The sequence below is a fragment of the Sphaerisporangium sp. NPDC005289 genome (genome assembly GCF_040607455.1).
GTDB classification, from domain to species: Bacteria; Actinomycetota; Actinomycetes; order Streptosporangiales; family Streptosporangiaceae; genus Sphaerisporangium; species Sphaerisporangium rhizosphaerae.
Genome location: NZ_JBEXGS010000001.1, coordinates 665,731 through 689,400 on the forward strand (window position 1 = coordinate 665,731; position 23,670 = coordinate 689,400).

A 23,670-nucleotide genomic window follows, 5' to 3' on the forward strand; every position below is an offset into this window, starting at 1 on the left:
GTGACCTGTCACCGGAACGGGCGAGGCGAGGGGGCGTGGGTGAGCGAGCAGGAGAAGGCTCCGGCCGGGATCGATCCCACGACACCCAGCGTGGCGCGGATGTACGACTACTACCTCGGCGGCAAGGACAACTTCGCCGCCGACCGCGCGGCGGCCGAGCAGATCATCAAGCTGCTGCCGAACGCCCGGCACGTCGCCCGCGAGAACCGCGCCTTCCTCGGCAGGGCCGTGCGCCACCTCGCCGGCCTCGGCATCGACCAGTTCATCGACATCGGCGCCGGCCTGCCCACCCGCGAGAACGTCCACCAGGTGGCCCAGGCCCGGGCCCCGCGCTCGCGCGTCGTGTACGTCGACAACGACCCCATCGTGCTGGTCCACGCCCGCGCGCTGCTCGCCGACAACCCGCAGACCACCGTCGTCGAGGGCGACCTGCGCGACCCGAAGGCGATCACCGAGCACCCCGCCGTCCTGGCCACCATCGACTTCGACCGGCCCTTCGCCGTGATCCTCTGCGCGATCATGCACTTCGTCCAGGACGACGAGGAGGCCGCGAGCATCGTGACGCACCTGCGGAGCACGCTGCCGCCCGGCGGCGCACTGGTGCTCTCGCACGGGTTCCGCGGCCACCAGGCCGGCCCGAACATCGCCAGGGCCGAGGCGGTCTACGCGCGGACCTCGCGGCCGCTGAAGATCCGCGACCGCGAGACGATCGAGCGGTACTTCTCCGGGCTGGACCTGGTGGAGCCCGGTCTGGTGCACGTGGGGTCATGGCGTCCCGAGCACGACCTCCTGGAGGACGAGTCCGCGGCCGGCGGTCTCGGCGGCGTGGGGCTGGTCCCTCGCCGCCGCACCTTCAGATAGTCGGGCTATCCAGCATGGGTACGATGCCCGCATGCGGATCTCCCAGCTCAGCGTCGCCTCGGGGGTGCCGATCCCCACGATCAAGTACTACCTGCGCGAGGGCCTGCTCCCGCAGGGCGAGCAGACCGGCGCGACCAGGGCCGAATACGGACAGGCCCATCTGCGCAGGCTGCGGCTGATCCGCGCCCTGCTGGAGGTCGGCCGGCTGCCGGTCGCCTCGATCGCCAAGATCGTGGCGGCGGTGGAGGACGAGAGCACCCCGGTCCACCGCATGCTCGGCACGGCGCACTACGCCCTGGCCTCCCCGGCCGCGTCCGACCCCGGCGACCAGGAGCAACGCGCCGCCCGCGAGCGGGTCGACCGGCTGATCGACGACCTCGGCTGGCGGATCACCCCGGACGCGCCCACCCGGGACGAGCTGGCGCAGGTGCTCGTGCGGCTCGCCCAGCTCGGCAGGCCCGCCGGCGAGGACGACCTGCGCCACTACGCCGATGTGATCATGCGCCTGGTCGCCGAGCGCGAGATCGGCAAGGTCCCCATGGACGGTCCCCGCGAGACGGCCGTCGAGTCCCTGGTGATCGGCACCGTGCTGTACGGCAAGGTCTTCGACGTGCTCAGGAGGCTGGCCCACGAGTCGGAGTCCGCCCGCCTCCTCGAAGGCCGGCCCGCGCCGCCCGTCCGGCGCACGTCCAGGCCGGAACGAGCGGGATAGGACGGACAGGGCCCCGCGCGGCGTCAGTCGCCGAGCAGCCAGCGGGCGGCGCGCAGGAGGAGGGCGCGGTGGGACGGGCTCTCGTATGACCGCACGTCGTGGCCGAGTGCGTCGTACACCAGCCGCCCCCCGCGCACCTCACGGGCCCACACCAGCGGCTGCCCGAGCGAGGAGGCCAGCGGCCGGACGCCGGGCGACACCTCAAGGTCGCTGTAGATCTCGTCGACCAGCTCGAAGTCCGCAAGGCCCTCGACGATCGGGTGGCCGCCGTGGACCTTCACCTCCGCGGGGCCGAGGGGCGGGTGATGGGAGGGCCCCAGACCCAGGCCGCCCCGACCAGCCCGCGCCAACCGGGCCAGTCGTCGAAGCAGATCGAGGCCGCGTGCACGGCGAGGACTCCCCCGCCCCGGTCGAGATGGGCGAGCACCGCCGCGCGGGCGGCGCGGGGCAGCCGGAACGGAGCGACCCCGAGGCTCCGCGACCAGCCGTCGTCCGCAAGGCGGCGCAGCGCGTTCACGGTGACCAGGTCGGGGCGGGGGCCCGCCGCGAGCGTCCCGGCGATGTCGTCGGTGACCAGCGACCGCACCCCGGCCTCGGCCAGGACCTCCGCCAGCGCCGCGGACGTCGCCGGGAAGTCGTGCGCCGGCCCGCCGGAGAGGATCACGTTCGTCGCCACGGACCCAACCCCATCACGGACGCCACCCCCACGCCACCGGCCCGGATCGGGATCGCATGGGTCAAGGGGACGGGCAGGAGAGCCGGCGGCGCGGGGACGGCGAGTAAGGGGGCGCAACGGCGCGGGGAGGACGGGGACGGGGACCGCACGGCTCGGGGACGGCGGGTACGGACGGGATCGGGGCGCCAGTAAGTTGGGGGGATGCCGACCGAGCGTCGTTCTGGGTGAGACGTCGCCGGGCGCGGCGACCGAGCGAGCCACCGCCACCGGAGGTCTGTGATGGGTGCCCAGGGCCACTGCGATCCACGGTTCGCCCGTGTCCGGGAGGTCTTCGAGAACCACTTCGCGAAGGGCGAGGAACTCGGCGCCGCGTTCGCCGTCCACCTCGACGGCGAGCCGGTGGTGGACCTGTGGGACGGCGTGGCCGACCGGCACACCGGGCGTCCCTGGGAGCGGGACACTCCTGCCCTCACCTACTCGTGCACCAAGGCCGTCACCGCCGCCGTGGCGCTGATGCTCGCCGAGCGGGGCGAGGTGGACCTGAGCGCCCCGGTCGCGGAGGTCTGGCCGGAGTTCGCGGCCGGCGGCAAGGAACGGGTGACGGTCGAGCACCTGCTCACCCACCAGTCCGGGCTCCCGGTGATCGAGGAGGACGTCCCGGCCGAGGAGTTCGGGGACCAGCCGGCGATCGCCGCGCGGCTCGCCGCGCAGCGGCCGATGTGGGAGCCGGGCACCGCCCACGGCTACCACGCCCTCACCTACGGGTTCCTGGTCGGCGAGGTGGTCCGCCGGGTCACCGGCAAGAGCGTGGGCGAGTTCGTCGCCGCGGAGATCGCCGGCCCGCGCGGGCTGGACCTGTGGCTGGGCGCTCCCCCCGACGTGATCGCCCGCGCCGCCCGCCTCTCGGCCGGCGAGCGCAGGACCCCCGGCGGCGCGACGGGCTCCGACGGGACCGAGGCGGTGCGCGCCGCGGCCGAGCTGCCGGGACGGGGGCCCGGTGACCCCATGTGGGAGATGGCGCGGGCCGCGCTGGACAAGGGCAGCATGATGAACCGGGCGATGGGCAACCCCAGCCCCGGCAAGGTGAAGGGCGGGGCCAACAACCCGGCGATCATGCGGGCCGGGTGGCCGGCCATGGGACTGATCACCACGGCGCGCGGCCTCGCCGGGTTCTACCGCGACCTGCTCGCGGGCGAGATCGTCCGGCCGGAGACCCTCCAGGACGCACTGCGGCCGAGGGTCAGCGGCCCCGACCGGGTGATGTTCCTGGACAGCGCGTTCGGCCTGGGCTTCATGCGCCCCGCGACGATGTTCTTCACCCCTGGCAAGGGCGCCGCGACGGCGTTCGGCCACCCGGGTCTCGGCGGCTTCGTCGGCCTGGGGGACCACCGGTACGGGCTGGCCGTGGCGTACACGATGAACCGGATGGCGAACGCGGTGGCGGGGAGCATGCGCGGCTACCGCCTGCTCGAGGCCGTGTACGACTCCCTTCCCTGACCCCCGAGCCCTGACCCCCGAGCCCTGACCCCCGAGCCCTGAGCCCTGAGTCCTGAGTCCTGAGTCCTGCGCCCTGCCCCTCGGAGGGCTTTACCCGGTCGAGCACGCAGGAGGTGGGTTTCCTGGAAAAGGGGCACTGACCTTGACATATGCTTAACGGGCATACCTTCTGTAATTGAATCGTCACCGTGGTGATCTACCAAATCCGTGACAACCGGCGTATCGGATGAGACCTTCGTCTGGGGAGTCAGGAGCATCACCACTCCGAGGGGACAAGATGGACGCCTGGTCCGTTCCGGGATACCGCGAAGAACGCGTGCTCGGCTCCGGTGGCAGCGGCCGGGTGGTCCTGGCCGTCTACAACGGCACCGGCGCCTACGTGGCGATCAAGTACCTCAGTGACGAGCTGAGATCCGACCCGCGCTTCCTGGCCGCGTTCCGCGAAGAGGCGCGCACGATGGTCGAGATCGGCGACCCGAACATCGTGCGGTTCTACGAGTACGTCGAGAGCCCGCTGGGCGCCGCCATCGTCATGGAGCTGGTGAACGGCGTCCCGCTGCGCAAGATCCTCCACGAGCATGGGACCACCAGCCCGGAGGCCGCGCTGGTCGTCCTGAAGGGCTCGCTCCTCGGCCTGTCGGCGGCCCACGCCGCGGGCATCGTGCACCGCGACTACAAGCCCGAGAACGTCCTGGTCCAGGCCGACGGGTTCAGCAAGCTGGCCGACTTCGGCATCGCGACCCCGGCCGGGCGGCCGGGCCTGCCCTCCGGCACCCCGCCCTACATGGCCCCCGAGCAGTGGAACGGCTCCCCCGCCGGCCCCGCGACCGACGTCTACGCCGCCACCTGCGTGTTCTTCGAGTGCCTGACCGGCCAGAGGCCGTACCGCGCCGACCACCCTGCCGCTCTGATGCGCCAGCACCAGTCGGCCGCGATCCCCGCCGAGGCGGTGCCCGGCTCGGTGCGCGGGCTGGTGACCCGGGGTCTGGCCAAGAACCCCGCCGACCGTCCCTCGACCGCGCGGGCGTTCGTCGGCGAGCTGGAGTCGGCGGCGGTCGCGGCCTACGGCCCCGAGTGGGAAGAGCGCGGGCGCCGCCACCTGGCCGAGCTCGTCGCCCTGCTGGCCTTCGGCTTCCCGTTGTCCGAGCCCGGGCCGCAGGCGAGCACCAGCCTGGCCAGTACCGTGCTGCGCGGACCGCTGCGCCCCCTGAGCCGGGTTCGTCATCCGGGGCGCGTGCTGGTCGGCGCCGGCGTCGTGGCGGTGGGCGTCGTGATCGCGGTGCTGGCCGCCGGCCGCGGTGGCACGCCGGTGCGGGACGTGGCGCTGACCACCTCCCCGACCGCGCGGGCCGTCGCGCAGGTCCCGGCGGGCGAGCCGTCGAAGGCGCTGGCGAAGGCGCCGGTCACCTCGAGCCCGGACGACGGGACCGACCCTCCGGAGTCCTCGCCGTCCCCGTCGCACGCGACCCACACCTCTCCGGCTCCGGCGCAGGTCGACCCGCCGGCCACGCCACAGGGCACCCCCGGGACGACGCACAGACCGACCCACAGGCCGACTCCGACGCCCACCCGCACTCCCACCCGGACGCCGACCCCGACCCCGACCCCGTCCCCGTCCCCCACGCCGTCCCCCACACCCACACCCACGCCCACCCCGACACCGAGCCCCACCCCCACACCGACGCCCACGCCCATGCGGTTGTCGGTGCGGGAGCTGGCGGTGGCGGCGTTCGACGGGCGCACCGCGACCGTGCGGGTGCGCACCTCCACGGCGCAGACCGTCACGCTGAGCGTCCGCTTCACCGAGCGCTCCTCCGGCGGCGCCCTGGCCGCCCCGGCCGCCCCGGTCACGCAGACGTTCACGCTCACCGGCTCCACGTCCTACACCCGCCAGGCCACGGCCGGTTTCGCCGCGCCGGCCTGCGGCAAGACGGTCTACCGGCAGGTCACCGTCTCCACCACGCCGGGCGCCGCGGGCGGCTCGCGCAGCCGCACGGTCATGGTCAAGGGCGACCCGTGCCCGCCGCCCACGGTCGACGACGTCTCGGTCCGCTGGAACGGCAAGACGGCCCGCGTGGGCGTGCGCACGGGAGGGACGGGCGAGGTGCGCCTGGCCGCCGCGTTCACCCGCAGGCAGGGCGAAGGCGCGGCCAAGGTCGTCGACCAGGCGAGCCGCACCCTGTCCGGCGACACCTCCTACGCGCTCTCGCTCTCCGGCGACCTGGGCGAGGTGGCCTGCGGCGAGACGGCGTACTTCGGCGTCCGGGTCACCACCACGCCCGCGGCGGCGAACGGCACCCAGTTCAAGGAGGTGGGCGTCGACGGGCCCAAGTGCGCGCCGCCGACGGTCTCGATCACCTCCTGGGACGGCGGCACGCTCAGGGTGCGGGTGAGGAGCTCGTCCCCCGACCCGGTGCGGCTGACGGCGAGCTTCCAGCAGACCGTCACGGCCGGGGAGCGCACGATCACCCGCACCGCCGCCCGCCGGGCGACCCTGTCGGGCGACTCGGTGTACGACCGGGTGTTCACGGTGCGGTTCGCCGACCCCAGGTGCGGCTACGTGGACGTCAGGAAGGTCACCGTGACCGTCGCTTCCGCGCTCGGGACGGCGAGCGACTCGGCCACGCGCACGCGCAGGGGCCGGGCGTGCGCCGAGCCCACGCCGGAGCCCACCAAGTCCGACCCGCCGACCGAGGAGCCGCCGGACAAGGACCCGCCGAAGGACCCGCCGCCCTCGCCCGAACCGCGGGACGAGCCGTCCGGCGACTCCGGCGACGGTCCCGTCCTGACCTGAGCGACCCTCCCGCGGGCCGCCCGCCGCGAGCGCGCCTGACCGGACGCGCACGCACAGATGCGGATGACCAGGCGCCCTCGCAGGCGCGGATGACCAGGCGCGCATGACCGGGTCCGCCCACGACCGAGTCCGCCCACGACTGGGTCCGCACGCCATGTGCGCACGTCGCGTGCGCACATGGTGGAGTGCGCACGTGGCCGGGTGCGCGGCGGGCCGCCCGCCGGGCAGACTCTCGTCCGAGACGACCTACCCGGTGGAGGCACTGTGAGCGCGCGCGTGCAGAAGCTCGGCAACGTCCTGATCCCGGTGGACGACCTGGACAAGGCTCTGACCTTCTACGGCGAGGTGCTCGGGCTGACGGTCAAATTCAGGGACGGCGACCGTTTCGCCGCGCTGGACGCGGGAGGCGTCACCATCGCGCTGGCCGCCCCGGCCGAGCAGGTGGCCGGCGCCGTCACCGCGCCGTCCTACAAGGTCGGCGACCTCGCCGGAACGGTGGCCGAGCTGACGGCCGCGGGCGCCGAGCTGGTCAGCGGCCCGGGGGCCGGCCCGCACGAGAGCAGGGCCGTGCTGCGCGACCCGTCCGGCAACGTCCTGGTGCTCTACTCCCCTCTGTGACCCTCCGCGGAGACTCTGTGACCCTCCGCGGAGACGCGGGTGCGGGTGAACCAGATGGTCTTGCCGGGACCGGCCGGCAGCGGTACCACGCCCCACGCGTCGGTGAGCGCGGCGACGATGCGCAGCCCCCGGCCGTGCTCGGACTCGGCGCCGGCCTGGCGCAGGCGCGGCCATCCGGCCCCCCCGTCGGCGACCGAGCCCGTCACGGTGTCCGGGGCCGTTCCCAGCGCGAGCCGCACGGGAGCGGCGCCGTGCACGAGGGCGTTGGCGACCAGTTCGGTGACGACGATCGCCACGTCGTCGATCAGGTCGTGCAGGTCCCACTCGGCGAGCCTCTCGCGGACGACCGCACGGCACTCGGCCGTGACACCCGGCTCGGCGCGCAGCTCCCAGCGGATTTCGCGGGGACAGGACGGAATGCCGATCATCTCTGATCCCTGGCCTTTCGCTCGGGGTGCATCGGCCGCGTGACGGCCCCCGCACGGATCCCCCGATCCGGGTAACGGGGCGGACCTTTACCTTCCGGTGGACGGCATGGCCGCCAACAGGCGTCGTGGCGGGGTGTGTCTGTAGGCGGGAGCCCCTGATTCGGCGCGCGTGCGGCCGGTCGTCGCAGAAACCGGCGGCCTGGTCGCCGATTACCGGCGACCGTGCGTAGTCACCAGACGGCTTTGGCTACTGTCGGTGTCGGCGATACGCATCCACGGGGGTCGGAGGGTACGCGATGCCACGTAAGCCACGCAGCCTCAAAGAGGAGATGGACCGCCTCAGCGCCGAGCTTCGCGAGCGGGGGTCCACCTGGACCGAGATCGCGCGGGAGTTCCAGCGCCGCTATCGGCTCAACTCCCGCCAGGCGTTCCGCGAGGCGCACCGCTACACGCAGGAGCGCGTGGTCGAGGAGTGGAAGGCGCTGTGGCCGTCGGAGCCGTTCAGCGTGCGCAAACTCGGCTCGTGGGAGGCGTGGCCGAGCGCCAGCGGCAACGAGCCCCCGGTGGCGGGGCTGAACCGGCTGGCGCGGGTCTACGGGTGCCGGGCGTGCGACCTGATCGACGGGGAGGACCACACGGCGTCCGACCAGAACGCGCAGGTCGCCCGCGTGCGGCACTTCCCGTCTCCGCCGAGCCCGGCCGGCCTGGCCTTCGCCGACATCCAGGGCCTGCTCGCGCCCCTGTCTCCGCGCGGGCCGGCCTCTCAAGAAGACCTGCGTGAACGGGAGTACGAGCGGCTCGTCCACGCCTTCACCGATTGGGCAACACAGATGAACCGACGTGACGCTCTCGCGCTGATCGGCGCGGCCGCGACCTCGGCGTACGCCTCGCCGCACCTCGAACGGCCGGACGAGGACGAGTCCCGGCGCCTCGCCATGGCGGGAGCCGACCCGAGCCGCGTGGACGAGGTGACGCTCGGCCACATCCAGGCGGTGCTGCGCCATTCCATGCGCCAGGAGGACACGCTCGGCCCGCACGCCGCGCTGGCCACGGTGCTCGCCCAGCAGCAGCTGGTCGTCTCGCTGCTGTCGGCGGGGGTGCCGGAGCACATGCGCGCCAAGACGCTGTCCCTGCTCGCCGACATCCGCCGCTGCACCGCGTGGATGCTGTTCAACCTCAACGACTTCCGCGGGGCCGACCGCCACTACGCGCGGGCCCGCGACGCCGCCCACCAGGCCGACGACGACGCCATGTGCAGCATGGTGCTGGCCAACTGGAGCCAGCTCGCCACCTGGCGCGGCGACCCGCGCCTGGGCGTCGAACACGCGCTCGGGGCCTTCGCGTGGGGGCAGCGGGCGGGCAGCCGGCTGCTGACCGCCTATGCCTGCGACGTCGGCGCCCGCGCCCACGCCGCCGTGGTGCGCCGCTCGGCCCGGGGCGAGCGGCGCAAGGACCACACGCGCTGCCTGCGGTCGCTGGACCAGGCGCAGCGCGAGCTGCACGGCGCCGCGGCCGACGACCCGGGCGCGCGGCTGGTCACCTTCTTCGGCCAGGGCCAGTATCTGTCCACCAAGGCGGGCTGCCTGCTCGACACAGGCGACCCGTCGCAGGCGCTCCAGGTGGCCGCCACCGCCGCCTCCGGCATCGACCCGGCGTTCGTCCGCAACGCCGCCTACCTTCGGTTGAAGACCGCGCAGGCCCACATGGACCTGCGGGACATCGACGTGGCGTGCGAGCACCTGGCCGAGGCGGCCCGTCTGGCGGGGCGCAACACCTCTCCCCGCCTGGTGCGCTCGGTCGTCGAGACGCGCGAGAAGCTCAGCCCGTGGCACCGCACCCGCAGCGTGGCCGCTCTGGACGAGCGGCTGCACGCCGTCCGGCTCATCGCCTGACCGCTCCGCCGGCCCCGGCCCACACCCCGGGGCGCGTCCGGCCCGCCAGGGCCAGCGCGAGGACGCAGATGATGATCAGGTCCGCGGCCAGCGGGGCGACCCACGGCCGGTAGGTCTCGGCGACCCACTGGGTGAACGGCGTGGGGGTCATGATCCTCGCGGCGCCGGGCAGGTAGATCAGGCTGGTCAGGACGCTTCGGGTCACCAGCAGGCCGTCCAGGCGGCCGGCCGGCATCAGGGCGAGCAGCGGGAACAGCAGCGCGTCGTACCACGGATGCTGCACCGGCGAGGTGAGCAGCCAGCACAGGCACCACGCCAGCGCGGGGCGCGCGGCGTCCAGCCCGGGCGGTCCGGCGGGAAGCCCCCAGCACAGCAGCACCCCGATGAGGAGCGCGGCGCCGAGGGCGAGCTGCCCCTCCAGCAGGGACGCCTGTATGCCCAGGCCCAGCGCGTCGGTGACCACCCGCCACGGGTCGGCCAGCGAGTGCGCCCCGATCTTGCCCATCAGGTTGCCCAGCGCCTCGGGTCCCTGGGTCGCGTAGGCGGCGACCAGGGCCGCGCCGGCGCCCATCGCCAGGCACCCGAGGGTGGCGAGCGACCTGCGGGACGCCCAGGCGAGGCCGGCGCCGGCCAGGACGAACGGGGCCTTGACGGCGGCGGCGGCGCCGAGCAGCGCGCCCGCCACCAGGCCGGCGGCCGCCCCGGCCCGCCGCACGGCCAGCAGGGCCCCCAGCAGGAAGACCACGCCGAGGCCGTCCACGTGCCCGCCGAGCACGACATGCCAGAGCATCAGCGGGTTGAGGCTCCACAGCAGGTGGACGCGGATCCGCCGCTCGCGGTCGCGCCCTGCCAGCCGGTCGAGCGCGAGCGCCGACAGCAGGAACGCCAGGGCGGTGCCCACCTTGAGCGCCAGCACCGTGCCCGCCATCGTGCCGCCGCCGGCGACGGACGCGGCCGTCTGCGCCCAGGTGGCCAGCGGCCCGTACACCGAGGGGGCGTGCCGCCAGGCGAGCGGGGCGTACCGGCCGACCGGGTCGGCGATCTCGTACAGCCATGCGGGCGTGGTCACGTACGGGTCGTGGCCGAGTCCGGCGATGCGCCCGTAGACCGCGTAGTTCAGCACGTCCGTGGAGCCGGCGGGCGGCAGGACGGCCAGGACGGCGACGGCCGTGACCGTGCCGAGGGGCAGCACTCCGCGCGGGGGGCGCCATCCACGGCGCAGGGCCCCGAGCGCGACGGCCAGGCCCAGCCCGCCCGCGATGAGGGCCGTCCAGCACAGCCAGAGCACCAGGGCGTCGGAGGGGGCGGCCCGCAGGGACCACGGCGGGCCGTCGCCGCCGACGTCGGGCACCGCCGCGGACGGGCCGAGCAGGGCGATGGCCGCCATGGCGGCGATGGCGAGGCCGAGGAGGACGAGCCCCGCGCCTCCGGCCAGGCGGGCGCGCCGTGGGGGCGCGGCGCCGGGCTCCCGGCCCGTCATCGATGGTCGCGCAACAGCGGGAACCGTCGTCGGCACCGGCCGGCCCTCCCAGGGTAGCTACCACGGTGGTCGCGCCGCCGCGGCGTCCGGGCCGCGTACCGGCGCCGGCGCCTCTCCTGCCCCATGATCGCTCCCCCCGCGACACTCCGGCATCGCCGGCGTCACGGAAGCGGCCGGATCACCGGCGGCTTGGCGCGCTATTTCGCAAGATGCCAACCTTAAGGGTAGATCGCCCCACCCAACGCCGCGCGGCGACGGGACGACCCGTCCGCCCGCACCGACGGCCGTCCCTAAGGGGACATGGCATCACATATCCCCTATCGAACACGCTTTCCGATAGGCGCAGATGGCCGGATAAATCGGTTCGGCGCCGCTTATCCGTGAACGTACACCATCACGCTTCCGCGACAGCTAACGGCGGCCGATCCGGTATAACGGGAAATGACCGTCGAGCCCGGGTAAAGGCCATGGGAATCACCGCTCGCGCGATTCACGCGCGCCATCGCGAGGTCAGGAGAACGACACCGGCGCGCCCCGATCAACGCGTCCGGCCGACGACATCTGAAGCGCATTGCGATGGTTTCGGCAGGACACGCCGGCGCGGTTTCCCCGCGACCACCGAAATCCTCTGAAATGGCGGACTTACTACGGGGAGACCGGCAACGGCCCTTCCGAGGGGGTGGAGCCCGACGGGGAGGAGCCGGGGCCCGGGCGGCGACGGCCGCGGAAGGGGAGGGACAGGCGGCCCACGGTCAGGAACGCCTCGGCCTGCAGCGCGGACAGGCCGATGCGGGGCAGGTCGCGCGCCGTCGCGTACACCAGGAACCGCGGCTCCCAGAAGGGCCGGAACTTGGCGTTGAACCTGTACAGCGACTCGATCTGGAACCAGCGCGACAGGAAGACCAGGACTCCGCGCCAGGCCCGCATCACCGGCCCCGCGCCGAGCCGCTCGCCCCTGGCCAGCGCCGAGCGGAACATGGCGAAGTTGAGTGAGACCCGGGTCACGCCGAGGGACGGCGCGGCCTGCAGGGTCTTGACGATCAGCAGCTCGTTGAGGCCGGGATCGGCGTCGCGGTCGCGTCGCATCAGGTCCAGGGAGATGCCGGCCCGGCCCCAGGGGACGAAGTGCAGCACGGCGCGGATGTCGCCGCCGGGCGAGACCCTGCCGTCCTCGCCGGGCTTGTGCGCGGTGACCACGACGCACGCGTCGTCGGCCGGGTCGCCGAACCGGCCGAGGGCCATGGAGAACCCGCGCTCGCTCTCGGTGCCCCGCCAGGACCCGGCCGCGGCGCGGATCTGCTCCCGTTCCTGCTCGCTGAGGTCGCCCACCCGCCTGACCATGCAGGTGTACCCGGCCCGCTCGGTGCGGTTGACCATCTGGCGGACGTTGCGCATCGCGCGCCCTTCCAGGCTGAACCCGGCCACGTCCACGATCGCCTCGTCACCGATCTCCAGGGCGCACAGCCCGGCCTCCCTGGTCCAGATCTCGCCGCCCGTCTCGCTGCACCCGATGACGGCGGGGACCCAGGCGTGCCGCCGGACCTCCTCCATGAACCGCCGGATCGCCCCGGGCCACGCCTCAGGGTCGCCGATGGGGTCGCCGCTGGCCAGCATGACCCCGGAGACCACGCGGTAGGCGATCACCGCCTTGCCGGACGGCGAGAACACCACGCTCTTGTCGCGCCGCAGCGCGAAGTAGCCGAGGGAGTCGTGGCGGCCGTGCCGGTCGAGCAGCGCGCGGACCCGCCGCTCGTCCTCGCCGCTCAGCGCCGCCGCCGGCCGTTCGGGACGCAGGGCGAGGTAGAGGGTGGTGATCGCGGTGAGCGCGCCGAGGCCGGCCAGTGAGTAGTACACCAGGTCGGCGGTACCGTCGAGGGAGTACTCGACCGGCCCCTGCATGCCCACCAGGCCGAGCAGGACGTGCTGGACGCGCTCGCCGGCGGAGGGGTCGCCGACGATGGTGGCCGGGTGAACGCTCACGACCACCCAGCCGATGCCGAGGTCGAGGACGCCGAGGGCCAGGAAGTTCCACAAAGCCCGCCAGCGTGAGCGCGGATCGGGCAGGGCGTGGAACTCACCGCGATTGAGCAGGAGCACGACGAACAGCCCGAGGCTGATGGCGGCGGTGGCGGAGTGCCGCCAGCGCAGCGCCTCGACCACGGCGCCGAGAGGGAGGAGCAGGACCACCGCGCGCCAGGCCCGCACCTTCCGGCGGCGCAGCGCGTGGGCGAGCATGACCAGCAGCACGCCCACCAGGAGCGAGGCCGCCGCCGCCAGAGTGGTGGCCGTTCCGGGGAACACGTCGGCGATGAGGATCACGCGACTGCGGCGGAAATGGGGGATGACGCCGCGGACGATATCGAGTATTCCGATGAAAAGTGCGGCATATCCCGCCGCGGCCGGAACCCACGACCGCGAGAAGAGCATTCGCGAAAGGCGTGTCCGTTCGTTCACATCACGACACACTAGAGGGTGGGGTCCGTGCTTCGAGTGTCTGAGAGGTGATACATGCTTACCTTGGCCTTATTTCGGTTGGGTAACTTTCACGTGGGCACCACCATGAAAGACGTGGGCGGCGGGACCAGGACCAGGGGAGATAAAGATTGGGACTCACAGCGCTGAAGCTGGAGCTTCTGATGTGCCTGCTCGCCGTCGCGGGTCTGGTCACGTCGGTCTGGTGGGTATGGCCGCGCCTGAGCGTCCGCACCTGGCCGGCTGTCATCGGGCGCGTCGCGGTGCTCCTGGGGAACCAGGTCCTCATCCTCGTCGCCCTCGCGCTCGCCCTGAACAACTACTTCGGCTTCTACGGCAGTTGGAGCGACCTGCTCGGCGCGGACGACGGCGTCGCCGCGCCCATCGTCAGCGACGCGGGCGATCCCGGGCAGGCCGGGCGCCAGATCGGCGGCGTGCAGGTCGTGCGCACCGCGCGGGTGCCGCCCATCGAGGGGCACAAGGGCCACCCCGGCGGGCGGCTGGAGCAGGTCGTGATCTCCGGCGGCGCCTCCGGCCTGAGCGCCCCCGCGTACGTCTACCTTCCGCCGCAGTACTTCGAGAAGAAGCACGTCCACACCCGCTTCCCGGTGATCGTGGCTCTGACCGGCTACCCGGGGGACGCGCGCAACCTGCTCACCCGCATGAACATGCCCGCCGTCGCGGCCATGGCCATCGAGCGGCACGAGATGGCGCCCACCGTGCTGGTGCTCATGCGGCCGACGGTCGCGCCGCCCCGCGACACCGAGTGCATGGACGTGCCCGGCGGGCCGAAGGTCGAGACGTACTTCGCCCAGGACGTGCGCGAGTCCATGGCCGGCGCGTTCCGCGTGGGCACCGACGCCGCGAGCTGGGGCATCATGGGCACTTCCACCGGCGGATTCTGCGCGCTGAAGATCAGCATGCGCCATCCCGAGGCGTACTCCGCCGTGGCGTCCCTGTCGGGCTATTTCCGGGCGCCGACCGACGCCACGACGGGCGACCTGTTCGGCGGCGACCGCAGGCTGCAGAACGAGAACGACCTGATGTGGCGCCTGGCCAACCTGCCGCCCCCGCCGATCACGGCGCTGGTGACCACCAGTGAGCTGGGCGAGTCGAACTACCGGCCGACGCTGGACTTCCTCGCGGCCGTCCGCCCGCCGATGCGGGCCTCCTCGCTGATCCTGCCGAGCGGCGGGCACAACTTCAACACCTGGAACCGCGAACTGCCGCAGGCGCTCCCCTGGCTGGCCCAGCAGCTGCACCATCCGGCCGAAGGCCACGGCGGCGCCACCCCGACACCCCGCTCCTGAGCGGGCCGCTCAGGAGCGGGTCTCGACGCCCACCCACTGGGAGGGCGTGATGAACAGGCCGGTGGCCTCCACCAGCGCCGTGCCGTCCGGCAGGGCGATCAGGCCCTCGGCCCAGGTCTTGCGGCCCTCGCCGCGCGAGACGGCCGCGGTGGCCACCAACGGCGCGCCGTAGGGCACCGGGCGGCGGTACCTCAGGCTGAGGGTGCCGGTCATGGCCGCCTTGCCGGCGGCGGCGACGGCCGATCCGAGCAGGTGGTCCAGCACCATGGCGCTCACGCCGCCGTGCACGAAGCCGGGCGGGCCCTCGTGGGAGGGGCGGAAGGCGAGGTCGGCCCGGACGCCCCCGGCCGCGTCCGGCTCGACGACCAGCGGGAGCGCGTGCGGGTTGCAGTCGCCGACGACGGCGTTGCCGAGGTGGCGGTACCGGCCGCCGGGCCCGAACTCGGGCGGCAGCGGGGTCTCGCGCCGCGCCGCGCCGAGCCGTTCGGTCAGCGCCACCAGCTCTGCGGTCACGGCGGTCAGCTCGGCCTGCGGCACCTCGGTCAGCGTGACGGCGTCGGCGAGGTCGCGGACCTGCTGGGCGAGCACGGCGAGAGCCGCGAGGCGGGCCTCGCCGTCGGACTCCTGGGACGTGGCGAGCTCGGGCATCATGCGCCGATTGTAAGCCGGGGACCAAAACGGCGTTCGGTTCTGACCGTTTTAGTCAAGTTTAGGGAAAGAAATCCCGTTCGAGGAATGATCCGCCGCGAACCCGTCCGTGGCCGCGAAGCCCGGCGGGCACGGGGTTTCCGGTGCGCCGACCGCCTCGCACGCCGTCACTCCGGGCGCTGTTGACCCCCTTTTGACCTGCGCTTTTCCTGGCTAACGTCCTGCCACACGGACATGACCGGCGCCCCCCGCGCCGGCCCCGCACCCGATCGACACCGGCGTCCCCAGCGCCGGCCCAAACCCGACTGACACCGGCGTCCCCAGCGCCGGTCCACCACCTGTTCGACACCGGCGTCCCCAGCGCCGGTCGCACCAAAGCGGAAGGGCTCCCACTTCCTATGTCGCCTGAACTGCAGAAGCTCATCGACCTGCTCCAGACCCAGCTCGGCTACAGCGAACAAGCGGGCGGATACACCAAGTACGGAGACTGGTACGGCAAGAACGTCGAGTTCGACTCCGACTACTCCGCGCAGCCCTGGTGCGACATGTTCCTGTCGTGGGCGGCGCACCGGCTCGGCTACGAGAAGTGGTTCGGCCAGTTCGCCTACACCCCCGCCCACGCCGAATGGTTCGCCGACCAGGGGGCGTGGGGCACCACACCCAAGCCCGGCGCGGTCGTGTTCTTCGACTGGGGCGGCTCGCACGTCATCGACAACATCGACCACGTCGGCATCGTCACCTCGGTGGACGGCGACACCATCCACACCATCGAGGGCAACATCGACGGGCAGTACGCCAAGGCCAAGGTCAGGGACCAGACCTACGTCGCCGGCTACGGCTACCCCGACAAGGTCAAGGCCCAGCAGGACGCGCGGGTGCTGGCCGGCAAGCCCTCCCCGGTCGCCACCCCCGCCCTGAAGAACACCGCGGCGGAGTTCCCGATGCCGGCCGCCATGGTGGGCGTGCCCGGCGCGGCGGGCGGCGCCGCCGGGCAGCCCGCCGCCGGCGCCGGCGCCCTGGTGCTCCCCGTGCTCATCGCCGTCCTGGCCCTGATCGTGTGCCTGAAGACACGGCGGGCGGCCGTCCGCCTCGCCGCCTCCGCGCGCCGCCCGGCCTCCCCCTCCCCCTCGCCCTCCGCCGCCGACCCCCGGGAGTAGCGGGTGCCATCCTCTTTGACGGTCTTTTAGCGCCGGTTGACCACGCTCCGCGATCGATCGCGCGTACCCGTGTTACCGTGCGCGTGAGCCTTGATCGTGAAGCGACGGGCTCGCCACTCCTCCCGGCCACCGCCCCGGTTTCGCGTTGGGAGATCTCGTTGCGCAGAACACCGTTCGTCCTCGCGCCCGGCACCGGCCCGACCACCGGGGCCGGCGCCCGCACCGGCACCGGCGCCCGGTCGGCGGCCTGACGGCGGACCACCCGAACCGTGCCGCGCCGTCTCCTCATCCTGGGACCACTGGTGGTCGGGGTGCTCGCCCTGACCGCCCTGCCGCCGTCCACGGCCTGGTCGGCCGCCCCCCTGCCGTCCCCCGCCGCCATCCGCCGCGACCCCGCCCGCCCGGGCCCCGGGCGCATACGGATCCGCCGGGAGGACGGGCCGCCCGCCGCCCACCGGCCGGTCGGGCAGGGTGACCCGCCGCCGTCGGACTTCACCATCGACACCATCACCGCGCAGCGGTCGATCACCGGCGAGCCCGCCCTGTACGCCCAGGTGCACAACACCGGCGGCCGGGCGCTGGACCTCAGCGGCACGCTCAAGCTCACCAGCGTGGCGAGCGCCATGACCGCCGGCCCGTTCCCGGTCAAGGGCGGCGCCATCCTGGCGCCCGGGGATTCCGGCGCCATCACGGTGACGCTGAACAGACGGGTGACCGACGGCCCCTGGGTGGCCCGCGTCACCTTGCGCAGCGGCCCGACCGAGCGGACGGCCCGGGCCACCGTCACCTTCCCCCTGCCGGGCGGCACCGCCGCGCCCGTCATGGCCGAGACGAACTCACGCGTCCCGGCGTTGCTCGTCGCCGCCGTCGCCTTCGCGGCACTGGCGGCCCTCGGCGTGGCCCTCCTGCTGTGGCAACGCCGCCCTCACCCGCCGGCGTGGAGCCGGGGCGTCAGGAGATCCGGCCGACGTGGGCGAGGGCCTGTTTGAGCAGCACACCCTGCCCGCCGGGCATCTCCTGCTGCACCATCGGCGAGGCGGCCTCCTCGGGGGTGAACCAGACCAGGTTCAGGGCGTCCTGACGGGGCCGGCAGTCACCGGCCACCGGGACGATGTAGGCCAGCGACACCGCGTGCTGCCGGGGGTCGTGGTAGGGCGTGACGCCGGGCGTCGGGAAGTACTCGGCGATGGTGAAGGGCTGCGGCGAGGAGGGGATGCGCGGCAGCGCCACCGGCCCGAGGTCCTTCTCCAGGTGGCGCAGCAGGGCGTCGCGGACCCGCTCGTGGTGCAGCACCCGCCCGGAGACCAGGGCCCGGCTGACCGTCCCGTCCGCGGAGATGCGCAGCAGCAGGCCGACGTGGGTGACCACGCCGGTGTCGTCGACGCGCACGGGCACCGCGTCGACGTAGAGGATCGGCATCCGCCCCCGCACCGACTCCAGCTCCTCCGGAGCAAGCCACCCAGGTGCGGTTTCGGTCTGTTCGGTCATCTCTTGATCGTACTTCCCCGCCCAGGCGCACCGGATCCCGCCATTCCGGTGACCGGCCCCCACAATCCTGAAATGTGCGGCAAGACACCAGAAGGGGAGCTGTTCAGGTGTCCAGGCCGAGCAGGCGGGCGGCATTCAGTTTGAGGATCTTGGGACGGACCTCGTCCTTGATCGGCAGCTTGTCGAAGTCGGCCAGCCACCGGTCCGGGGAGATGAGCGGAAAGTCCGAGCCGAACAGCACCTTGTCCTTCAGCAGCGTGTTGGCGTACTGCACGAGCTGCGGCGGGAAGTACTTGGGCGACCAGCCGGACAGGTCGATGTACACCTGCGGCTTGTGCGTGGCCACGGCCAGCGCCTCGTCCTGCCAGGGGAAGGACGGATGGGCCAGGATGATCGGCAGGTCGGGGAAGTCGACGGCGACGTCGTCCACGAACATCGGGTCGGAGTACTTCAGCCGCACTCCCCCGCCGCCGCGCACCCCGGCGCCGATGCCGGTCTGGCCGGTGTGGAACAGCGCGGGCACCCGCAGTTCCTCCAGCACCTCGTACAGGCCGTAGGCCATCCGGTCGTTGGGGAAGAACGCCTGAAGGTTCGGGTGGAACTTGAACCCGCGCACGCCGTACTCCTCGACCAGCCGCCGGGCCTGGCGGACCGCGGCCCTGCCCTTCCACGGGTCGAGACCGGCGAACGGGATCAGCACGTCGGCGTTGTCGGCGCACGCCTGGGCGATCTCCTCGTTGGGCACCGGAGGGTGCCCGGTCGCGGTCTCGGCGTCCACGGTGAACACCACGGCCGCCATGTCGCGCTCCCGGTAGTAGGCGGCCATCTCGCGCACGGTCGGCCGGTGCTGCCCGGCCAGCTTGAAGTAGTCGTCCGCGCCGGCCTTCAGCTCTCCCGAGAGCGACTCGGCGCCGTGCTCGGAAACCTCGGCATGGGTGTGCACGTCGATCGCGACGAGGCTGTCGATGTTCATTCAGGCGTCTCCCCCGTGGTCGGTCAGGGCTGGTCGCGCGTGACCGGTCCGGGCGCCTCGCGCGTGGCTCGCCCGGGCGCGGTCCGTGTGGCGCGCCCGGGCGCGGTCCGTGTGGGCCATCCGGACGCGGTCCGCGGGGCTCATTCGGGCGCCTCTCGCGCGAGGCCGCCGGCCGACCCGTACAGCGCGCGGAGCCGGGCCTTGAGCACCTTGCCGGCGCCGTTGCGCGGCAGGACGGGCAGCAGCTCCACATGCTTTGGGATCTTGTAGGACGCGAGCCGCCCGGACAGGTGGGCCAGCAGGTCGCCGGGCGCGGCCACGGCGCCGGGCCGCAGGACGACCAGGGCCTTGCCCACCTCGCCCCACCGGTCGTCGGGCACCCCGATGATCGCGCACTCGGCGACGGCGGGATGCCCGTACAGCACGCTCTCGACCTCGGCCGGGTAGATGTTCTCACCGCCGGAGATGATCATGTCCTTGACCCGGTCGACGATGCGGACGTAGCCGTCCTCGTCGGCGACGGCGATGTCGCCCGAGTGGAACCACCCCTCCGGCGACACCACCGCGGCGGTGTCCTCCGGACGCCCCCAGTATCCCGTCATGACGTTCGGCCCCCGCACGACCACCTCGCCCGGCTCGCCGGGCGCCGCCTGCTCGCCGTCGGCGCGCACCAGGCGGACGTCGGAGAAGAAGCACGGCACGCCGGCCGTGCCCGCCTTGCGCACCGACTGCTCCGCCGCCAGGAACAGCGCGCCCGGCGAGGTCTCGGTCATCCCGTACCCCTGCAGGAAGGTCAGCCCGCGCTCCTGGTAGGTGCGGATGAGCGGCTCGGGCACCGGCGCGCCGCCGCACAGCAGGTTGCGCAGGCTGGACAGGTCGGCGCCCTCCCACCTGGGCGACTGGGCGAGGAAGGCGAACATGGCCGGGACGCCGAACATGAGCGTGATCCGCTCGCGCTCGACCAGGTCGAAGGTCTGGTCGACGTCGAACGACGGGACCAGGACGGCCGTGCCGCCCTTGAGCACGGTGGGCACGAGCGTCTGGGCGAGCGCGGCGATGTGGAACAGCGGCGCGCTGATCAGCGTCACCTCGTCATGGGTCAGCTCGACGTCCACGAGCAGGTTGAAGGTGTTCCAGACGAGGTTGCCGTGGCTCAGCGTCGCGCCCTTGGGCCGCCCGGTCGTGCCGGAGGTGTACATGATCAGGCAGGGCTCGTCCAGGCCCACCGGCTCGTCGGCCGGCGCGGGGCCGGCGGCGGCCAGCAACTCCTCGTACTCCCCCGCCACCGCCACCCGGCGGGCCACCGGCAGCGCGGCGCCGGCCTCCTCCTGACCGGGGCCGCACACCAGCACGGCCACCCCGGCGTCGGCCACGATGTAGGACAGCTCCGGCGCGGTCAGCCGCGTGTTCAGCGGGACGAACACCGCACCGGCGGCGCCGGCCGCGAAGAAGGTCTCGACGAAGGCGGGATGGTTGGGCCCGAGGTAGGCGACCCGGTCGCCGTGCCGCACGCCCAGCGACCGCAGGGCTCCGGCCAGCCGGTCGACGCGCTCGCGCAGCTCGCCGTAGGTCCACGACCGCCCGTCGTGGCGCAGCGCGACCTTCGCCGGAGTCATGCGCGCCCGCCGCGCCGGCCACGACCCCAACCCCTCGTTCCGCATGGCGCCGCTCCCTGACGGTCGGGTGTGATCTCCGCTCGAATTTACAACAAAGAGGACAATCCGATCTTGGACAGAACGCGGTTCGCCGAGCACATCAGGCCGCGGGCGGCTCATACGCACAGCGACGCCCCCCGCCTGCCGGCGGGGTGGCGTCCCTGTTCCTGGCGTCCCTTCCTTCTTACGTCGTCTCCTTCTCGCGTCCCTCCCGATCGGGAGGGTTCACCGCGCCGTGAACGTTCAGGTCGCGCTGCAGGTCAGTGCGGGGGTGGCCGCCGTGCCGTTGGCGGTGAAGCCGAAGTCGGTGGTGGCTCCGGCGGCGAGCTTGCCGTTCCAGCTCTCGTTGCCCACCGAGACGTCGGCGCCGGAACCGGAGCGCAGGCCTCCCCACAGCTGACTGATCGACTGGGATCCCGGCCAGCTCCAGTTCACCGTCCACCCATTGATCGCGCCGTCGCCGGCCCGCACCGTGACCGACGACTGGAAGCCGCCGCCCCAGGAGTTCACCGTCGTGATCGTCGCCGTGCAACCGCCCGGCACCGGAGTCGGGGTCGGGGTCGGCGTGGGAGTCGGCGTCGGCGTCGGGGTGGGAGTGGGCGTGGGAGTCGGGGTCGGGGTCGGTGTGGGCGTGGGCGTCGGCGTGGGGGTCGGCGTGGGGGTCGGAGTCGGGGTGGGAGTCGGCGTCGGGCCGGGGCCGCCGATCACGACGGTGGTGAGTGCGCGGGGCCTGAGGGTGACCGTTCCGCCCGCCGTCGAGGTGGGGGTGAGCGAGTTGGCGTTGTCGGTGACGTAGGCGGTGGCGTTCCCCTCCACGCCCTGCCAGGTCACGGCCGTGGTGCCGGTGTTGAGGACCTCGACGACCTTCGTGCCGTCGGAGTTGCGATAGGCCGACACCTTCAGGCCCGAATTGGTGGTCGAGGCGTCGAGCCGGACGGCACCCGGCCGGATGAACCGGCTGTAGGCGGCCATCGCCCAATATCGCTTGGACACGCGATAAGTCTTCGCGGCCGTGTCTATCTGGAACAGCGCCGCGGTGTTCCCCTTCGATCCCCCCAGCCAGAAGAGGTATCCGCTCGCGTTGCCGCTGGTGAGCGACTGGTGGATGTGCTGGGCGACGGTGAAACCGTCGACGCCGCCGTTGTCCCAGCCCTCGTTCCAGCTGGTCGCCGAAGGAGCCCACTCCGACATCCAGACGGGCTTGCTCGCGGGTTGCGCGCTGGTGGGCGAGCTGGCGTAGGAGTGAGCCGAGTACGTCGAGATCCAGCGCCGGGCCTCGGAGTCGGCCTCAATGGCGCTGGTGTAGGACTTGCCCTGGTCCCACCCGTAGGAGTCGCAGCAGACGAGTTTCACGTCCCCGGCGATCGGGCCGAGGGCCTTCACCATCGCGACCGCCTGGGCGGGGGTGAAGCGCATCGACTCATAGGGCGCCGTGAAGTCGGGCTCGTTGGTGAACCCCAAATCCGTGATCTTGACGCCTTCTTGCGCGTAGAACTTCGTGTACTGCATCAGATAGCGGGCGTAGGCCGCTCGCCACTCCGGCTTGAGGGTGCCGCCGTTGTCCTGGCTCCCGTTGTCCTTCATGTACCCCGGTGCGCTCCAGGCGTCGGCGTAGAACCGCTTCACACCGTACGACTGGGCGGCCTTGGCCACCCAGACCTGGGCGCCGTCGTCACCGTCCCACACGTACTTCGGCGGCGCGTCCGGACCACCCGGATTCTGGGGCTGGATGGAGATCATCTTGTCGTACGGGCTTCCCAGCGGTGACGCGCCGATGCCCAGGCGCAGGATGCTGAGCCCCGCCCCGGTGGTGCGGTCGAACCACAGGCGGAAGATGTCGTTCTGCTGCGCCGACGTGAGGTCGCGGAGCAGTTCTCCCCGCCGGAACGCCGTCGAGACGCCGAAACCGTCGATCTGCTGGCGCTGGACGCCATCCGACACGGTGATGACACCGGCGGCGGCGGCGGAGGTCGCGGCCTGTACGGCCACAAGTGACGTACCTAATAGAGCGGTCGCTACGACGATCCGTATCACGGACTCTCCGATCATTCATCTCAGACGGGTTCAAGGGCCTGGGCGGTCGCCCCGACCTCCGCCGCAGGGCGCCGCCGTGGTGATCGTGACGGTCACCGGGCCTGCCATCCGCCAGGGATGAAGGTCAGGGGACGACACGTTCGCGGCGCGCGGCGAAGAGAATCCGCTCGGCTCAAGCGAGGCGCGAGCGCGGCGGGGTAGGTCGGACAGTCCATGCGGATGAGGCAAGGCACGGCAATCCGGAATGTTAGCGCTAACATCGAGCAGGAGACAGGTTCCCCTTCCACCGAGGGCGGTAGCTCACCGTGGCCGGAGCCAATCCGACGGAGCGCGGCCGTGTCAACCGCCCGGACACCGGGGCGCTCACCTCGTCGGACACCTCACCGCTCCCAACTGGGCGGTGCGGCTCACGCATACCGGACGCCGCCCGGCGGCCGGTGAAACGTTCAGCTGATCGACCCGGACGTCACCCGCTCCCTACGTCACCCCGGCGGCGGCGGACGGGTCACCGGCCAGGATGTTTCCGCCCGGCTCGATAGTTTCGGCGCCCACCATGGCGATGTGAGCAGGGCGGCACCGGACGAGCACCGGCACGGCTCCGGAAACGTCCAAGTGTGCTCTGACGCGTTTCGTACCGCTTTCCCGAGCCGGCCCGGCAGGGCCTGCCAGGCGCATGGCCGGACCGCCGCGTCCTCGCCCCTTCACCGCCGAGAACGGCCTGAACCTCCCCTTTCCTGACCCCGTCGCCGCGTCCTCCCAGGCCGGCGCGTCATGAATGCCACGGCCGCGCCCGGCGCCCGCCCGCCGGGCGCCTGCGGCGGACGCCGCCTCGACAAGGGGTTTTCAGGATGTGGGGCTTTGTATTGACAGCCGAAAAACGCCATGCCTAAATTCTTGCGATCGGGGGTTTGATCTCTTCGTTCCTCCTGTGCGCCGGGCCGTGCCGGTGCGCGGTGGAGGCACGCGCGAGAGCCT

Annotated in this window: 19 protein-coding genes; 9 read left to right on the forward strand and 10 right to left on the reverse strand. The window is 72.7% G+C overall.

Going from position 1 to position 23,670, the window contains the following annotated elements; all coding sequences use genetic code 11:
* The first annotated feature begins 39 nt into the window (after window positions 1-39).
* Together ABZT47_RS02600 and ABZT47_RS02605 are read left to right on the forward strand one after the other, a co-directional pair.
* The gene (locus tag ABZT47_RS02600; RefSeq protein ID WP_354835319.1) at window positions 40-861 is read left to right on the forward strand and encodes an SAM-dependent methyltransferase; all 822 of its coding nucleotides are present in this window, start codon (window positions 40-42) and stop codon (window positions 859-861) included.
* A 31-nt stretch (window positions 862-892) separates the two neighbouring features.
* The gene (locus ABZT47_RS02605) at window positions 893-1,573 is read left to right on the forward strand and encodes a MerR family transcriptional regulator (RefSeq protein ID WP_354835321.1); all 681 of its coding nucleotides are present in this window, start codon (window positions 893-895) and stop codon (window positions 1,571-1,573) included.
* 23 nt (window positions 1,574-1,596) lie between these two features.
* Here ABZT47_RS02605 and ABZT47_RS02610 read toward each other — a convergent pair whose 3' ends face one another.
* The gene (locus tag ABZT47_RS02610) at window positions 1,597-1,854 is read right to left on the reverse strand and encodes a ThuA domain-containing protein (RefSeq protein ID WP_354835323.1); all 258 of its coding nucleotides are present in this window, start codon (window positions 1,852-1,854) and stop codon (window positions 1,597-1,599) included.
* A complete protein-coding gene (locus ABZT47_RS02615; RefSeq protein WP_354835325.1) occupies window positions 1,851-2,249 on the reverse strand; it encodes a hypothetical protein in 399 nt (132 codons plus the stop codon). Before ABZT47_RS02615 ends, ABZT47_RS02610 begins: the two co-directional genes overlap by 4 nt.
* Window positions 2,250-2,528: 279 nt before the next feature.
* On the opposite strand from ABZT47_RS02615, the gene ABZT47_RS02620 reads away from it, so the two are divergent.
* The 3 genes from ABZT47_RS02620 to ABZT47_RS02630 all read left to right on the forward strand — a co-directional run bounded on the left by ABZT47_RS02620 (window position 2,529) and on the right by ABZT47_RS02630 (window position 7,158).
* Window positions 2,529-3,746, forward strand: a complete 1,218-nt coding sequence (locus tag ABZT47_RS02620; protein WP_354835327.1) for a serine hydrolase domain-containing protein — start codon at window positions 2,529-2,531, stop codon at window positions 3,744-3,746.
* 277 nt (window positions 3,747-4,023) lie between these two features.
* Window positions 4,024-6,540 (forward strand): protein kinase, encoded by a 2,517-nt coding sequence (locus tag ABZT47_RS02625; protein ID WP_354835329.1) that lies wholly within the window; start codon window positions 4,024-4,026, stop codon window positions 6,538-6,540.
* 264 nt (window positions 6,541-6,804) lie between these two features.
* On the forward strand, window positions 6,805-7,158 hold the full coding sequence (locus tag ABZT47_RS02630) for a VOC family protein (protein WP_354835331.1): 354 nt from the start codon (window positions 6,805-6,807) through the stop codon (window positions 7,156-7,158).
* On the opposite strand, the gene ABZT47_RS02635 is transcribed toward ABZT47_RS02630, so the two are convergent.
* Window positions 7,143-7,586: an ATP-binding protein gene (locus ABZT47_RS02635; protein WP_354835333.1), complete on the reverse strand. Its 444-nt coding sequence runs from the start codon at window positions 7,584-7,586 to the stop codon at window positions 7,143-7,145. The two genes, ABZT47_RS02630 and ABZT47_RS02635, sit on opposite strands and share 16 nt — an antisense overlap.
* Window positions 7,587-7,882: 296 nt before the next feature.
* Here ABZT47_RS02635 and ABZT47_RS02640 point away from each other — a divergent pair, with 296 nt between their 5' ends.
* Window positions 7,883-9,478, forward strand: coding sequence for a hypothetical protein (locus ABZT47_RS02640; RefSeq protein ID WP_354835335.1), 1,596 nt, complete (start codon window positions 7,883-7,885; stop codon window positions 9,476-9,478).
* On the opposite strand, the gene mptB is transcribed toward ABZT47_RS02640, so the two are convergent.
* Both mptB and ABZT47_RS02650 read right to left on the reverse strand, forming a co-directional pair.
* Entirely contained in the window at window positions 9,468-10,958 is a 1,491-nt protein-coding gene (mptB, locus tag ABZT47_RS02645) for a polyprenol phosphomannose-dependent alpha 1,6 mannosyltransferase MptB (RefSeq protein WP_354835337.1), read from the reverse strand. The genes ABZT47_RS02640 and mptB overlap by 11 nt on opposite strands.
* A gap of 645 nt (window positions 10,959-11,603) precedes the next feature.
* The gene (locus ABZT47_RS02650; RefSeq protein WP_354835453.1) at window positions 11,604-13,385 is read right to left on the reverse strand and encodes a phosphatidylglycerol lysyltransferase domain-containing protein; all 1,782 of its coding nucleotides are present in this window, start codon (window positions 13,383-13,385) and stop codon (window positions 11,604-11,606) included.
* 176 nt (window positions 13,386-13,561) lie between these two features.
* Between ABZT47_RS02650 and ABZT47_RS02655 the strand changes: the two genes are divergently transcribed.
* Complete coding sequence (locus ABZT47_RS02655; RefSeq protein ID WP_354835339.1) at window positions 13,562-14,740, forward strand: alpha/beta hydrolase-fold protein; 1,179 nt, start codon at window positions 13,562-13,564, stop codon at window positions 14,738-14,740.
* A 9-nt stretch (window positions 14,741-14,749) separates the two neighbouring features.
* Here ABZT47_RS02655 and ABZT47_RS02660 read toward each other — a convergent pair whose 3' ends face one another.
* Window positions 14,750-15,391, reverse strand: coding sequence for a PaaI family thioesterase (locus ABZT47_RS02660; RefSeq protein WP_354835341.1), 642 nt, complete (start codon window positions 15,389-15,391; stop codon window positions 14,750-14,752).
* A gap of 395 nt (window positions 15,392-15,786) precedes the next feature.
* On the opposite strand from ABZT47_RS02660, the gene ABZT47_RS02665 reads away from it, so the two are divergent.
* The gene (locus ABZT47_RS02665; RefSeq protein WP_354835343.1) at window positions 15,787-16,545 is read left to right on the forward strand and encodes a CHAP domain-containing protein; all 759 of its coding nucleotides are present in this window, start codon (window positions 15,787-15,789) and stop codon (window positions 16,543-16,545) included.
* A 269-nt stretch (window positions 16,546-16,814) separates the two neighbouring features.
* Window positions 16,815-17,534, forward strand: coding sequence for a hypothetical protein (locus ABZT47_RS02670; RefSeq protein ID WP_354835345.1), 720 nt, complete (start codon window positions 16,815-16,817; stop codon window positions 17,532-17,534).
* On the opposite strand, the gene ABZT47_RS02675 is transcribed toward ABZT47_RS02670, so the two are convergent.
* The 4 genes from ABZT47_RS02675 to ABZT47_RS02690 form a co-directional block, all read right to left on the reverse strand.
* Window positions 17,497-18,033, reverse strand: a complete 537-nt coding sequence (locus ABZT47_RS02675) for an NUDIX hydrolase family protein (RefSeq protein WP_354835347.1) — start codon at window positions 18,031-18,033, stop codon at window positions 17,497-17,499. The two genes, ABZT47_RS02670 and ABZT47_RS02675, sit on opposite strands and share 38 nt — an antisense overlap.
* 103 nt (window positions 18,034-18,136) lie before the next feature.
* Window positions 18,137-19,006 carry an amidohydrolase family protein gene (locus ABZT47_RS02680; protein ID WP_354835349.1) on the reverse strand — a complete coding sequence of 290 codons (870 nt, stop codon included), beginning with the start codon at window positions 19,004-19,006 and terminating at the stop codon, window positions 18,137-18,139.
* A gap of 140 nt (window positions 19,007-19,146) precedes the next feature.
* Entirely contained in the window at window positions 19,147-20,667 is a 1,521-nt protein-coding gene (locus ABZT47_RS02685; RefSeq protein ID WP_354835351.1) for a long-chain fatty acid--CoA ligase, read from the reverse strand.
* Between the two features lie 237 nt (window positions 20,668-20,904).
* Window positions 20,905-22,650, reverse strand: a complete 1,746-nt coding sequence (locus ABZT47_RS02690; protein ID WP_354835353.1) for a cellulose binding domain-containing protein — start codon at window positions 22,648-22,650, stop codon at window positions 20,905-20,907.
* Window positions 22,651-23,670: the final 1,020 nt, after the last annotated feature.

Excerpts from the sequence above, each read along its gene's own strand:
- ABZT47_RS02605 (WP_354835321.1), top strand. The coding sequence starts at position 893 with ATGCGGATCTCCCAGCTCAGCGTCGCCTCGGGGGTGCCGATCCCCACG.
- ABZT47_RS02620 (WP_354835327.1), top strand. The coding sequence starts at position 2,529 with ATGGGTGCCCAGGGCCACTGCGATCCACGGTTCGCCCGTGTCCGGGAG.
- ABZT47_RS02625 (WP_354835329.1), top strand. The coding sequence starts at position 4,024 with ATGGACGCCTGGTCCGTTCCGGGATACCGCGAAGAACGCGTGCTCGGC.
- ABZT47_RS02635 (WP_354835333.1), bottom strand. The coding sequence starts at position 7,586 with ATGATCGGCATTCCGTCCTGTCCCCGCGAAATCCGCTGGGAGCTGCGC.
- ABZT47_RS02640 (WP_354835335.1), top strand. The coding sequence starts at position 7,883 with ATGCCACGTAAGCCACGCAGCCTCAAAGAGGAGATGGACCGCCTCAGC.
- mptB (WP_354835337.1), bottom strand. The coding sequence starts at position 10,958 with ATGACGGGCCGGGAGCCCGGCGCCGCGCCCCCACGGCGCGCCCGCCTG.
- ABZT47_RS02650 (WP_354835453.1), bottom strand. The coding sequence starts at position 13,385 with ATGCTCTTCTCGCGGTCGTGGGTTCCGGCCGCGGCGGGATATGCCGCA.
- ABZT47_RS02660 (WP_354835341.1), bottom strand. The coding sequence starts at position 15,391 with ATGATGCCCGAGCTCGCCACGTCCCAGGAGTCCGACGGCGAGGCCCGC.
- ABZT47_RS02665 (WP_354835343.1), top strand. The coding sequence starts at position 15,787 with ATGTCGCCTGAACTGCAGAAGCTCATCGACCTGCTCCAGACCCAGCTC.
- ABZT47_RS02675 (WP_354835347.1), bottom strand. The coding sequence starts at position 18,033 with ATGACCGAACAGACCGAAACCGCACCTGGGTGGCTTGCTCCGGAGGAG.
- ABZT47_RS02680 (WP_354835349.1), bottom strand. The coding sequence starts at position 19,006 with ATGAACATCGACAGCCTCGTCGCGATCGACGTGCACACCCATGCCGAG.
- ABZT47_RS02685 (WP_354835351.1), bottom strand. The coding sequence starts at position 20,667 with ATGCGGAACGAGGGGTTGGGGTCGTGGCCGGCGCGGCGGGCGCGCATG.